The organism is uncultured Treponema sp. (assembly GCF_946187725.1).
GTDB lineage: Bacteria > Spirochaetota > Spirochaetia > Treponematales > Treponemataceae > Treponema_D.
This window is the reverse complement of record NZ_CAMHSK010000054.1, coordinates 1-12601: the sequence shown is the minus strand read 5'-3', so window position 1 is coordinate 12601 and position 12601 is coordinate 1. Positions and strand designations below refer to the sequence as shown.

General features: G+C 39.8%; 13 protein-coding genes. 3 read left to right on the top strand and 10 right to left on the bottom strand.

The genetic code is table 11. The annotated features are described in order from the left end of the window. The 5 genes from Q0Q74_RS13250 to Q0Q74_RS13230 form a co-directional block, all read right to left on the bottom strand. The coding region (locus tag Q0Q74_RS13250) for an AAA family ATPase (protein ID WP_294431594.1) at window positions 1-311 on the bottom strand (311 nt) is incomplete at its 3' end. After that, complete coding sequence (locus Q0Q74_RS13245) at window positions 304-1422, bottom strand: DUF262 domain-containing protein (protein WP_294431593.1); 1119 nt, start codon at window positions 1420-1422, stop codon at window positions 304-306. The genes Q0Q74_RS13250 and Q0Q74_RS13245, both read right to left, overlap by 8 nt. 136 nt (window positions 1423-1558) lie before the next feature. Further along, window positions 1559-2170, bottom strand: coding sequence for a DUF4194 domain-containing protein (locus Q0Q74_RS13240; RefSeq protein WP_294431592.1), 612 nt, complete (start codon window positions 2168-2170; stop codon window positions 1559-1561). After that, window positions 2167-3657, bottom strand: coding sequence for a DUF3375 family protein (locus Q0Q74_RS13235; RefSeq protein WP_294431591.1), 1491 nt, complete (start codon window positions 3655-3657; stop codon window positions 2167-2169). Before Q0Q74_RS13235 ends, Q0Q74_RS13240 begins: the two co-directional genes overlap by 4 nt. Window positions 3658-3818: 161 nt before the next feature. Further along, window positions 3819-5525 carry a DUF4080 domain-containing protein gene (locus tag Q0Q74_RS13230; protein WP_294431590.1) on the bottom strand — a complete coding sequence of 569 codons (1707 nt, stop codon included), beginning with the start codon at window positions 5523-5525 and terminating at the stop codon, window positions 3819-3821. A 191-nt stretch (window positions 5526-5716) separates the two neighbouring features. On the opposite strand from Q0Q74_RS13230, the gene Q0Q74_RS13225 reads away from it, so the two are divergent. Beyond that, the gene (locus Q0Q74_RS13225) at window positions 5717-5941 is read left to right on the top strand and encodes a hypothetical protein (RefSeq protein WP_294431589.1); all 225 of its coding nucleotides are present in this window, start codon (window positions 5717-5719) and stop codon (window positions 5939-5941) included. 455 nt (window positions 5942-6396) lie between these two features. On the opposite strand, the gene Q0Q74_RS13220 is transcribed toward Q0Q74_RS13225, so the two are convergent. The 4 genes from Q0Q74_RS13220 to Q0Q74_RS13205 all read right to left on the bottom strand — a co-directional run bounded on the left by Q0Q74_RS13220 (window position 6397) and on the right by Q0Q74_RS13205 (window position 10632). Further along, a complete protein-coding gene (locus tag Q0Q74_RS13220; RefSeq protein ID WP_294431588.1) occupies window positions 6397-7395 on the bottom strand; it encodes a replication protein RepA in 999 nt (332 codons plus the stop codon). 30 nt (window positions 7396-7425) lie between these two features. Beyond that, entirely contained in the window at window positions 7426-7773 is a 348-nt protein-coding gene (locus Q0Q74_RS13215; protein WP_294431586.1) for a hypothetical protein, read from the bottom strand. 13 nt (window positions 7774-7786) lie between these two features. Beyond that, a complete protein-coding gene (locus tag Q0Q74_RS13210; protein ID WP_294431585.1) occupies window positions 7787-8536 on the bottom strand; it encodes a ParA family protein in 750 nt (249 codons plus the stop codon). A 449-nt stretch (window positions 8537-8985) separates the two neighbouring features. Beyond that, the gene (locus Q0Q74_RS13205) at window positions 8986-10632 is read right to left on the bottom strand and encodes an AAA family ATPase (RefSeq protein WP_294431584.1); all 1647 of its coding nucleotides are present in this window, start codon (window positions 10630-10632) and stop codon (window positions 8986-8988) included. Window positions 10633-10766: 134 nt separating this feature from the next. Between Q0Q74_RS13205 and Q0Q74_RS13200 the strand changes: the two genes are divergently transcribed. Further along, complete coding sequence (locus Q0Q74_RS13200; protein WP_294431583.1) at window positions 10767-11489, top strand: hypothetical protein; 723 nt, start codon at window positions 10767-10769, stop codon at window positions 11487-11489. Window positions 11490-11607: 118 nt separating this feature from the next. Next, window positions 11608-11862, top strand: coding sequence for a hypothetical protein (locus tag Q0Q74_RS13195; protein ID WP_294431582.1), 255 nt, complete (start codon window positions 11608-11610; stop codon window positions 11860-11862). Window positions 11863-11879: 17 nt separating this feature from the next. Here Q0Q74_RS13195 and Q0Q74_RS13190 read toward each other — a convergent pair. After that, window positions 11880-12601 (bottom strand): ATP-binding cassette domain-containing protein (locus Q0Q74_RS13190; protein WP_294431581.1); only part of this gene is annotated, 722 nt, incomplete at its 5' end.

Below are 12601 nucleotides of genomic sequence, written 5' to 3'. Positions count from 1 at the left end.
AATACACTATTTGAACCTTCTTTAATTTCCACTTCCGATTCAATGTTTTCATTGTCTACACTAACCTTTATTTTTGCATCCAATTTTGAACAAAAGTTACTATATATTTCTGAAAATGTTCCTAAATTTACTAAAGGACCATTTAAGCCGTACAAATAATGACGAATTGCATTTTGTGCAGTTAATAACAAAGCTTGTAAAATCGTTGATTTACCAGAAGAGTTTGTACCCACCAGAACTGTAAAGTTAGAACAATTAATACTTAAATCTTTTATACTCTTCAAGGCATGTATTTTGATACTTTTAATCATTCTTAAGCTCCTCAATAATTTTATCTGCCATAGCAAAGCGCTGTTTTACTTTCAATTCGCTGTCACGATGATTTCCTATATTATCAATAAATTCAAAAGAGTGCTTCAAGGCTTCAATCTTTGTACTAACTTTTTCAGTATTTAAAGTTTCTGGCAAAAAGGCCATTATATACATTACCGTTTCAAAAACATTCATGTTTATTGGAGATTTCTTGCCATTTTGATTTAGTCTGAAAACTTCTTCATCTGTATACCTAACACAATTATGAAAAGCCAAAGTTATTGAATTTTTTAAGGAATTGTATTTTCCCTCAGTCATTTCATTTATATTTTGCATGGCTATAGACAAAAGCTCATCAATATCTTTGTATAAATACAACTTACCCAAAGAATCTTTTAAGCCCCCTTTTTTTAACAAATAAAAGGCTATGAATCTTAGAATAATATAATGTGCCTTTTGTCTGTTATCGTTTAACAAACCTTTTCCAGTTGCCGTAAGAAATAAATCGGATTTGACATATTCTTTTAGCAATACAGTAGCCTTTCCTTGATAAAGAGCGTTTCTAATTTCCTGCTTGTTAAGTTTTGTTCCGCCCCTGTTTACTCTGTCAAAAATATTAAAAATTACGCTTTCTGGAGTTTCAGGCATGATTTCATAAGCCTGTAATTGATAATCTTCAATTTTCGACTGGTAAAGTTGCTCCAAATCAGAAAACTTCTTTTCAAAATCAGAAGAAAGAACATTTAAATCTTTGAGCGCAAACTTATCATTCATATAATCAAACATTGCACCCAAACGCTGTCTGCCATCTACAACAACAAGAACACCGTCTTTATCTCTATTAAAATAAAAGATTGGAAGTGGAAGCCCCATTAATATACTTTCAATAAGTTCAATTTTCTGTCTTGAATTCCAAACCTCATCGCGCTGAAAATCTGCATCCAGCTTAATAAGGCTTTTATCGAATTTTCGTTTTAACTCAAAAACAGAATAAAAAGCCTTTTCAACTTTTAAGGCTTCTATAGGATAAAGGTTCTTTTTTGGCTGGACAGAAGAATCTATTTTTAAATCTTCATCAAACTCATCAATTAAAGTATTTTGTTCTTTCATATTATTATCATTTTTTATTATATCACAAAAATACAAAAAGGAGTGGAAAGATTCATGAAAGATTCATGAAAAGTCAAATATTTTTATACATCACTTATATTTCCTTTCTCATTCATCTTTTTTTTCCTACCTTACTTTACAAATCATACCTCTCGCCCTCGTCTTCTTCGAGAATCGCTTTCAGCTTGTCGCGGAAGGCTGTGATGAAATCTGCGTCGATTTTTGCCTTGATTATGCGGCGGATTTCAAATGTGCGGTCAAAAGTATTGCTGCTTTCAATTTCGCGGATAAAAGACAGGTCTCTCAGGCGGTTCAAGGACTCGTCGAGGCGGCGGAAAACTCTGGTCTGGTCCTTTTTTTCGGGGAAGAAGGTGTCCAGCCGGTCTTTGATGTCGCTCGTTGTGAGGAGGAGATTTTCGGACTGATTCTGGGATGTGTCAAACTGGTCAAGGGCCTCTCGGAAAAGCACGCACAAAAGGGAGTCTTGGACTGTGAGCGGCCTCTCTGTAATCAGTTTTGGAATTGAATCTTCTTCTTCGCCAAGTTCCCTTTGCTCCAAAAATGCGTAGCCGTCAGCCTGATCAACAAATACATGCAGTCCGATTACTCCGAAATAACGGTCGATTTCACCCTGCCAGGCGCAAAGAAGTGACCATGCAGGATCGTTGTTCGACTGACGGTAAAGCGGACCCTGAAGAAGTTTTACGCATACGCTTGCCCAGACCGGGCTTTTTTGGTTTTGAATCATAGGAATACCATCCTCGGCACTTTTACAGTCACCGTCCTGTCATCTTTTTGGTATGAAATCTCGTCTTGTTTTTCCGTGTCCACGGATATATATTTTTCTTTGTTCGCGATTGCGTAATATGCCACAAGCTCGGAAAGTCCTTTCTGAATCGGGAAAGAGGCCAGCAAATCTTTTAGCGTAAACTGCCCCGCTCCATTTTTTGCCCTGAAAGATTCGATATTGGCGTACAATTCTTTTTCGTCGATGTAGAACTGGTTGAAAAGCTCCGTGAAGTCCGAAAAGTCGGTGGCGTTCGTGTCGAAAGAAGAGATTTCCTTGAACTCGCTGTTTTTCTCCGGGAGAACGGGCTTTCGTGCCTGCGGAAAGAAGGTCGCAGGCCTGGTTTGAACGGTCATTGCAGATTCAGAAAGCTGAGACTTTTCATCTCCATATTTTTCCAGATAGCTGCGCATGAGGCCTTTTATCTCTGTGGTCAGTTCTTTTATCTGCTGCCTCTCGCTTGCGTTTTCCTGCCTCAAGATTCTGTTGAGCCGTTCGGTAAGGATTCTGTTCTGCTCGATGATTTTCTGCCCGGAGTTGTAAAGATTCCGCTTTAAATATAGAAGAAAATCGTTGGCATCGGTTTTGACTGACTGTGTGATTGAACGTGAAAGAGATGCGATTTCGTTGTCCTTATCCTGGGCAATAAAGGACCAGAAAGACGAGAAAGACTGCCCCTGCGCTGACTGCCGCATTTTCGAATCAGTGTCGAGCGTGTATCCCAGTATGCTTCCTTTTGTCGCCTCAATCTCGCTCTGCTTTTTGTAGATTTCCTGCAGGATTACGCGGAAATTCTCTTCAACCTGACGGAATTCAGCAAGAAGACTTCGTGAATTGCGGACAATTTCTTCAATCCGCTCCTGAACCTGAACTTCCGTATAAGTCTTTACGATTCCAGTTTCCTGAATCTGCTTGATTTCGTCGTCAATTTGCCGGCGCTGCTTTTTGAGCTGGGCAATTCTAGTCTCAGGGTCTTCGTTGATGTTCTGGTAAAGCTCCCGAAGCTGAAAAAGAATTGTCCTGAAGCGGGATTCCGTTCCTACGAATTTTTTCGGCTCAATTTCCTCAAGAAAGGAAAAGAGTCGTTCAAGGCTGGGAGTCAGTTCCACCACCGGAATATTCTGGGAATTGTAATAGCGGCGGATATATTCTTTTTCTTCCGAGCACCAGAGGGAGATGTATCTTCTGGCACGCACTTTGTAATCGGCATTTTCTTTGAGATTGTCAGCTGTGTTTTCTGAATCAAGCTCCTTCCCTAAAACTTTCTGAGCCTCAATATTTTCCTGCAAAAAGACGGAAAGATTCGTCTCCAGATCCTCAGACGGAATCGTCGCAAGATTATTCTTACGGAACTGGCCATACAAAAAAGGAATCACAAAAAGAGATGAAGGCGTTCTGAGCAGAAGAAGAGCCGGATCTGATTTGAGCGTAGAATCAAGAAAAGCCATTTAGGCGAGTTTAGCAGATTTCTTGGGATTGGGGAAGGATGCTATTTTCTCCATCTTTCAACTTATACCGTCGATTTTTATTTCCGCGCAGACGAGTTGCCAACCATGGGCGCATTTAAAATCACAAAAAAATATGTTTATTAAAAACAATCTTCGCTACTCTACTTATACCTAATCAGCATCTCCGTTCGCCACTTTCGCTCTTCCGGCTTTTCGGAAGTGACATCATAATCAAATTCTTCGTACTCTGAAATCGAAAAGCCGATCCGTGAGTTTTCGAGCATTCCGTGTTCGTCGAGAAGTTTCCTGTGATTTTCCTTGCTGTAATTGTGCTTGTACCATGCGGGGAAATTGCCTTTTTTGCCGGCGCGGACAAAATCATAACGAAGAAGATCGTAAATCAGATTTTTGTCCAGCTTTGTACCGGAAAGATTGTTTTCTTCTATAATAAATGCGTTGATAAGCTCGAACCAGTAGGATTCTTTTCGTGCCTGAGAGAATGCGTTCTGATTCCTGCCATATTCGACCAGAGAGCACAAAAAAGACCACGGACTTGTGAGCCTGAAAATATAGCTCATCGTGCGCGCAAAAGTTCCCTTGTTCCAGTAAGCGTCAGTGACAGTCTCAATGTCTTTGAGGAAAGCGATGTCGGAAAAACTAAGGTACGGAGTCGAAAAAGTCTCATAGACAGGAGTTTCCATCCATTTCCAGCCGTTGTCGCTTGCGTATTTTTCCATGACCGTGCCGTTCAGGATTTTAAGGAAGCCAAGTTGTAGCGCGTCTGGCCTTAGAGCCATTACAAAATCAAAGCTTTGCCCGAAACTTTCCAAATCCTCGTAAGGAAGACCTGCGATTAAATCCAGATGCTGATGGATTGTCCGCGGAATCCGTTTGATTTTTGCGGCCAGGTCTTCGGTGTTCGTTGAGCGATTTATGGTAGCGAGAGTCTTTTTGTTTGCGGACTGAACGCCCATCTCAAACTGCATCACACCCGCTGGCACTTTTTGAAGAAAGTTCAGTGCCTTTTCTGAAAGATATTCCGCCTCAATCTCAAAGTGGAACATGGTCTTTCCGTTGTGGTGAGCAAGAATGTATTCCCAGATTCCGATGTAACGCTCTTCATCAAGGTTGTATGTGCGGTCAACGAATTTCACGAGCTTTATGTTGTTGTCGAGGAAAATCTGAAGCTCCTGGCAGGTACGCTCAAGGCTCTTAAATCTCACGCGCTTTTCCACGGAAGAAAGGCAATACGCGCAGCTGAAAGGACATCCCCTGCTCGACTCGTAATAATAGATTTTGTGGTCAGAATCAGCCTTGCCAGACAGGATTTCTGGATAAGGAAAAGGAATGTCGTCCAAGTCCTCGATAAAGGCACGGTTCCCGCTGAACTCCACTTCATTTCGTACGTTTCTGAAATAAATGCCTTTGACGTCCTTCAATTGTGAAAGAATGCTTCTTGCCTCCCCGCCGCTTTTTTCAATCATGTCACAGAAAGTCAACTCGCCCTCACCAAACACGACAAAATCAAGGTCAGAAATGGAAGAAAGATATTTTTTCGCACCGTAGCCGAATTCAGGTCCGCCCGCTCCAAGAATGCAGTCCGGCAGCACTTTCTTGATTTCAGGAAGAAGTTTTGCCACATATTCAGCATTCCAGATGTAAGTAGAGAACTGAATCCAATCCGCCCCCGAAAAAGCGATTCCCCTGAGCACTTCGCCAACAGGCTGGTTAATCGTAAACTCCGCTACCTCAATCTCAGGCCGCGCGTCGGCATTTTCAAAATACTTATCCGCATAGTTTTTCAAATCACGGATAGCGATGTTTGTATGCATGTAACTTGCATTTACAGAAACGAGAAGAATTTTCACAGGGATAGTATAGCAGAAGTTGGGAAGAATGTGAGGGGGAGTTTTATATTTGGGCAGAAGCTTCCACCGCAAACAGAAATCTTTTACCTTTTACTTTTAATGCTCTTTTCTATATTTTCTTCCCAGCCGTCCGGGTTCTTAAGACGCTCATCATCCATGACAAAGCCTTTCCGTCGTCGGTTTTGTAGATTATGAGTTCGTCTTGCATTATAAAGTTCCTATTTTATATTATACCACAAATTCAAATATTCGATACAAAGTGGAATACCAACTGGGGAGCAGGCTCAACCTCTGGCGAAGGAATCGCACTCGTATCATTCGGCTCAAATATTTCTTTCAAGGCAGCAAACGCCGGCTCATACACATTCAATTTCAACGAAAACACAAAGACTTATTCGGTAGAATCGACTGAATAAGAGAAAAAAGGGGCTACCTAATAAGCTATGTGATTATATTCATTGAGCTTATTAGAGACAGCCCTTTTTTGACAGGCAAAATAGAAAATCAGTAAAAGGTAACAAATCTCCTAAAAATCAAATCACCGTTTTATTGGGTAACAATTCTCTTAAACAAAAGTCACAGAACTGCTAAAAAAATCAACATTCTGGCTGTTAAAAACCCCAGAATCGGTAACACTTTTCCTAAATTCTGTACTATCACCTTTTTGCATTATATAATAGAAGAAAAATACATCATAAAATCCTTTGGTAACAAAACTCCTAAAAAAAGTACCAATTCTCTTAAATCTTCTATATATACTAATAATATCAAATAAATTTTAGAAAACTAATAATAGAAGCCGTTGAAATGTGGAAAACTCCTTATTCTTTAAGACTTCTGTTACCAGCTTTCTTTAGTAGAACTGTTACCTTTAGATATCAGCTGTAATAAGGGCATAGCGTGGATCCTTCTTCAAAACAGGAGTCGGGCTTTTAAATAAGGTTATTCCACTGCCATCCTTATTGATTTCGAATTTTACATCTTTGTAGTATTTTTCTTTTATTTCCTTTAGAAGTTCCACAATCCTTGCGTAGTTGACATTAACAAGATTCGGATTCTTTCCTTCTTCGACAGGGATAAACTGCTCCACAAGTCGATTTCTTGGAATAAAAACCTGATCAAAATTCGCATTGTTTCGGTAAACGAGCCATGCGTAAAGGTCTTTTCCGATTGGACTTCCGATTTCCTTGTAGACTTCATAATCAATAGGAACCGCATGCTTCTGGCAGAAAGCCGTGAATTCGTCAGAAAGGATTATCTTGAACCTGCCGACCATCGTTTCTTTTACTTCGGACTCAATTTCCTTGTATTGAACGCCGGTCGTAAAACGGATGTTACCTGTTGTGACTGTCCTGACCATGACATCTTTTTTGGGATAATCACCGTCAGCGTACAAATCCTTGAACAAATAGGCTGACTGCAACTCTTCTACCCGCTGATCAAATGAGAATGAGGCGTTTGCGAAACATTCAATCTGCTCACGGATGTCTTTTCCACGCTGTTTTGGAAGCTGAAGTTCCTTCAAAAGGTCGGACAAAGACGCATATTCTATCAGGACCGGGCCTTCTGTATTCTTTGAGATTACGGCATGAGTCGTGAGGACAGAAAGAAGAAGCCGGCCGTACTTTCCGAACGGAACATTTTTTGGGGATGTGAGCGTAAGGGTTAGTCCCTGGCTGCCTTTTCTCACGAATACCGTCTTGTGCATGTTCTTGAAAGGCAAAGATGCGGTCGTAAAGAAGCTTGGCAGGTACGCTATCTGCTTTTTCTTTTCGCGCGTGCTGTCGAGCTCGAAAAGTTCTTCGACGGTGTTATCAAGCGGAACGAGACTTGTTTCATTGGTAACATCTGAAATTTTTTTTCTTCCCATGATTTTAGAGGTAACAGTTCTCTTAAACTATTACATTTCCTCCGTCTTTGTGATTCCGCTTTTTGATACGACGATTCTGCCTGCTTTTGATTCTCTGAGGATGTAATCGACTGCCATTTCAAAGCCCTGATTCATGGAGATTTCGCATTCGGTGAAGAATTTCTTGAATTCGTTGCGCTTCCCTGATGTGAGGCGGAGATTGACGGAATCCGCATATTTGCTTTTTGCAGTTGATTTCGGAGTTTCTTCTGTTGCCGTCGTAGAGGTAACAGTTTGACTAAAATCATCGTCTTTTTTGACATTGTTGATGATTTGATTTTTGAGTTCGTCCGGTAAATTTGAATTGACTGTTGGTGTTGTTTTTGTTGCTAATGGCATTTTCTCCCCTCCCCTACTTTACTAAATCTGCCAGTTTTGTGAATGCTTTGAGCGTCTCTGTTTTTGCGCCCTGCTGCTGGATTGTCTTTCGAAGGATTTGCGACATCTTGAAGTTCTGGTCCTGCGGGATTTCGACGATATTGAGCTCTGATGATTTGAGTGCCTCTATGATTCCGTTCGCGAGCTTGTAAGAATGGTTGACTTCGTTGAGTACGATTGTTTTCAGTTCCGGGTTCTGTGAGTGCTGGCGTTTTTTGAAATCCTTGAGGTTGTTTCGGAAAATTTCAAGACCATCCTGAGAGAATCCGTCCGCCTTTACGACAGGAACGGCCTCGTCGGTTGCTTTCATGATATTCTCTTCGAAGAGGTCGAAGTTTGGCGATGTGTCGAAGATGCAGTAGTCGAAGTCGAGTTTTGAAAGCTCTTCCGTAAGCTCGACGAAAATGAATGGTTCCCGCGCTGCCTGATTCTGGCGGTATAGTTTAAGAGAATTGTTACTCTTTTCGTCAATCGCGACCGTCGGGATTATAAACAGGTTTTCGACCGGAGTAGGCTTGATTGCCTGGTCGTAGGTTACATTTCCGTTAAGGACATCGGCAAGCTCATAGTCAAAGCTTTCAAGAAGACAGCTGGTTGAGTTGCCCTGCGGGTCTGCGTCAATCAGTAATACCTTTTTTGTTTTTGCAAGTTCGGCGGCCAAAGACACGCTGATAGTTGTCTTTCCGACACCACCCTTCTGAATTGCAATTGTTATGCGTTTCATATTTCCCCTCAAAATCATAAACTTTTTTTTCTAATAAATTATATTATGAAATCACTAATAAAGCAACTAATAAAAGTAATATTTGTTATTGATTTTATAATGAATATTAGAAAGTTTATTAGTAAAATTGTAATAAAACTAGTTAGTAAAACACTAATTAATATTAGTGATTATATTAGTAATATTAGAAAAAATGTTAGTATTAAATACACGCACGAGAAAGGCCGTAAACGCGTTAATTTTACTTTTTCGACTAATTATATCATCTTCTGTTTTCTGAGCGATTTGCGACCTTTTTTTGAATTTCCACTGTTTTCATTTTATGCATGATTTTTTAGGAGAACTGTTACCTGATTTTACGACATGTCAGCCTCTGTTAGATATATTCACCATGAAAGAATATATCCAATGGAAGTGACTCACAGAACAAACTTGCGGAAAATAGGAATTTACTTTATGAACCGTTCAATCTTGCATTCGTGGACTTTGGTTTCTTCATCATAGTTCACGCCAACAAAGAGAATCTCACCCTGCCAGTTCTCAAGGGAATCAAAATATTGCTTCTGGCGAATCTGGTTGAGCGCAGTCTCCGGGCAGGAATTACGCTTTAGCTCGATAATCATTGCTGGCTTGTCTTTTTTGAGCGGAACATAAACGATGTCGGCATAACCTTTCCCCGCAGGCATTTCTTTTGTAATCAGATAGTGGTTTATCGCATACAGATAAGCGAGGTAAATCGCACTCTGCAGGGACTTTTCGTTGTTGTAGCTCATGTTGCTCGTGACATGGATATGAGATTTATCCAAAGCCTCGGCAACGGCTTTTTCGTTTCCGGCGAAGGTTTCTTCAAGAAGCTCACGGGAAGCGTTTATTATTTTGTTTGTCTCGGCGTAGTCGGCCTCGTCACTGATTGCTTTTTGCCATTCAAGATAAATTTCCCTGTTGGGAATGTAGCATTCCTGCTCTTCCTCATCGTAGGCAAGATAGCCCAGATGAATCAGATAAGTGAAAACATCATCCTTGCTGTAGAAGGTCGTCATATAGTTGCGGTATTTTCCGACTTCAACCAGAACCCGCCCGCCACCGAGCATTTTGATTACAGCGTCTTTCGTGCCGTCAAAATTCATGCGTAGTTTTTCGGCGACCACTTCATAAGAGGAAGTTGCACTCCAGTATGACTTGAACTTACCGCTTGTGACCGCATTGAAAACAGCCTGAGGATTGTAAATCTCATATTCACCAAGATGATAGCCGTCGTACCAGCTCTTGCAGTCATCGAAGCTGCACTTGTATTTTTTGCATAGTTTTTTGACTTCCGGAGTTGTGAAGCCGACGAATTCATCGAGATTTTCCGCATCAAGCATGGTGTATTCGTGGAAAGTGTTGAGCTTAGACTGAATTTTCTCGCGCACAACAGGCAAAATTCCCGTGATATAAGCAAGCGAGATTGCAGGACGGAGGGTTTCATTCTTGAAAAGAGAGTTGAGGAAGGCAAGGTAAAGCTCAAATTCTTCGTCTGGAACCTGAGCTCGAACCATAACATCGTATTCATCGATGATGATTATGAAAGTCTCTTTCTTTTGTGCGTAAACCTGCTGGATAAAGCTTGCGAGAGAACCGCTTTTTGGAAATTCTATATCAGAAAACTGCTCCCTGAATTCCGAGCAAATAAGTCTGCTGATTGAAAGTATAAAAGGCTCTTGTTTCTTTTTCTCAGAAGCTTCAAAAGATTCTGAGAACGAGTTTTTTGTAGCAGCCTCTTCTGAAAAATGAGCCTGCCAGTCCGAGAACATAGCATACAAGTCAATCTTAATTACATTGAATTTATTGAGATAAGTTGCAAAGGTCTTTTTTTTGGAAATCTTGAAGGGGGCGAAAAGCTCTTTTGAGTCGGCACCTTTTGAGTAGTAGGCTGAAATCATATTTTCAGCAAGTGACTTTCCGAAACGGCGGGGACGGCTCACGCAGACAAAATCCCGGGCAGGGTTATTGAGAAGGAGATTGAGTTTTTCGATGAGCAGAGTTTTGTCAACATATTCATTCGTTGCCACAAAATTACGGAAAGCGTCATTGTCTGGATTTAAGTATATTCCCATAAGGGCGATTATAGCACAGTTTTGGTGGGAATTCTATCTTGTGATTTGTGGGAAAACTGTTCATTTTTATACTGATATATCATCGTATGACATATCACCCGTGTTAGTATGAATCCCAAACAAGGGGGTGCAGCATGCAGGACAAAGAAAAACTTATCGCTGAACTTGAAGAACTTCTCGAAAAACAGAGAAAAATTGATGAGCTTGAACTTAGCCTTAAAAAGGAAAAAGAACGAAAAGAATACCTGCTTGGACTGAGCGGAAGTTCCTTGTTTGAGTTCGATATGGCACACAAGCAGAATTATATTCTCCAGAATGCAGGTCCAGAACCCATAAAACCTTGGATTTTTGGCAAAGATGAGTGGAGAATCAAGTACGAGCGGTGGCAGAAAGATTGTGATTATTATGAAAAGCAATACTACACCCAGTTCGAATCTCAGCGAAATGAACTGAGGCTTGATGTAATTCAAAAGAATCGTGAAGAAACGGACTTGAAAATCAACGAATTAATAGAAGAAATTGATGCCGCAAAGAAGTACGCTTATTCCGGTTCAATAAAACTGGACTCAAAGACTCAGACTTCCGAAAACATCCTCGCCATAATCGACATCCTCAAAACACCGCGCGCAGACAATCTCAAAGAGGCGATAAATATCTTGCTTACCGAACAGTTCCAGAATCGCATGAACGATAGCATAAAAAAAATAAACCAAAGGCTGAATGAACTGGAGCAGCGAGTAAAGTCAAATTATAAGGAACTGAAAAACAGCATCAAAGAAACTGATGATTGGGTATCGGAGCTGGATAACAGGATTTCTGATTTGGAAGAAGAAGATGATGATGAAGAAGAAGATTAAGGTTTTGTGTGAGCATTTGTCAATTTATTGAATCTAAAGTATAATAGTATCTGGGAGTCATTACAGAATATTGATATAAAAACTAATAAATTTAATCCTCAAAAAAGAGGTACTATTTATGACCCCCTTTAATCAATTTAATAGTTCGGTTGAGCTTTCGACTTATGCTGATGTTTGGCGCTGGTTTAACAGAAATATAGTTAAAAACTGTACAGATTTAAAAGAAAATCAAAAAATCTATGCAGACAACTTTAACTATTCTGGAATGCAGTTCTACAAGCAAAAGCTAAAAGTACAGGCACGAGCTTGTTTCTTGATTGCATGGTGGCTTGGAAATAGCATTGCATATGGCAATTATCTAGCAATGCTGTAAAAAAAAACAAGGGATAGCTAATAATATCCACCGCTATCGCACGCTCCAAAACAATTGTGAGATTGGTATTCTACTTCTTGCAATTGTTTGTTGCGAATTTCATAGGCTTTTGAGACATTTGTAAAGACATGACAGTGAGAAATGATAATCCATGCAAGTTTTGGGTTTGATTCTTGAATTCTATTTATTAGATTAGAAAGCAGAACAATATGTTTAGCATCGAGATTGTTTACAGGTTCATCAATAAGAACTAATTTTATGTTTGATAAATCACAACGCAATAACCCCTGTAATATTGCAATAAACTTTTTTTCACCACCGCTTAACGAGAAAATTCGTTTTTTCAAGAGTTTTTTCTTAATATCATCATTTGTCAAAGGTTGATATTTTTCAAGCCATTGTTTGAGATATTGTTTTTTATCAGCTATATTATCTTGAATTCCATCCAACAATGCTCTTTCAACTTTTGCAAATGGTCGTTGTATGAAATCCTCTTGTTCAATATAAATAATCTTTTGATTTAGATTTGATAACTTTTTTTCACCACAAAATAAATACTCTCCGTCTTGAAATTCAGCATAAATTTCACTGTCTGTGGCAATGAATCCCATTAAGGCTTTTAAAAAAGTTGTTTTTCCAATACCATTTATGCCTGTGAGAATTATTTTATCACTTTCGTTTACGGTTAAATTTATATTCTCAATTAGTAAGTGATTCTGGGTTTTTAAAGACAAATTCA

Excerpts from the sequence above, each read along its gene's own strand:
- Q0Q74_RS13245 (WP_294431593.1), bottom strand. The coding sequence starts at position 1,422 with ATGAAAGAACAAAATACTTTAATTGATGAGTTTGATGAAGATTTAAAA.
- Q0Q74_RS13240 (WP_294431592.1), bottom strand. The coding sequence starts at position 2,170 with ATGATTCAAAACCAAAAAAGCCCGGTCTGGGCAAGCGTATGCGTAAAA.
- Q0Q74_RS13235 (WP_294431591.1), bottom strand. The coding sequence starts at position 3,657 with ATGGCTTTTCTTGATTCTACGCTCAAATCAGATCCGGCTCTTCTTCTG.
- Q0Q74_RS13225 (WP_294431589.1), top strand. The coding sequence starts at position 5,717 with ATGAGTTCGTCTTGCATTATAAAGTTCCTATTTTATATTATACCACAA.
- Q0Q74_RS13220 (WP_294431588.1), bottom strand. The coding sequence starts at position 7,395 with ATGGGAAGAAAAAAAATTTCAGATGTTACCAATGAAACAAGTCTCGTT.
- Q0Q74_RS13215 (WP_294431586.1), bottom strand. The coding sequence starts at position 7,773 with ATGCCATTAGCAACAAAAACAACACCAACAGTCAATTCAAATTTACCG.
- Q0Q74_RS13210 (WP_294431585.1), bottom strand. The coding sequence starts at position 8,536 with ATGAAACGCATAACAATTGCAATTCAGAAGGGTGGTGTCGGAAAGACA.
- Q0Q74_RS13205 (WP_294431584.1), bottom strand. The coding sequence starts at position 10,632 with ATGGGAATATACTTAAATCCAGACAATGACGCTTTCCGTAATTTTGTG.
- Q0Q74_RS13200 (WP_294431583.1), top strand. The coding sequence starts at position 10,767 with ATGCAGGACAAAGAAAAACTTATCGCTGAACTTGAAGAACTTCTCGAA.
- Q0Q74_RS13195 (WP_294431582.1), top strand. The coding sequence starts at position 11,608 with ATGACCCCCTTTAATCAATTTAATAGTTCGGTTGAGCTTTCGACTTAT.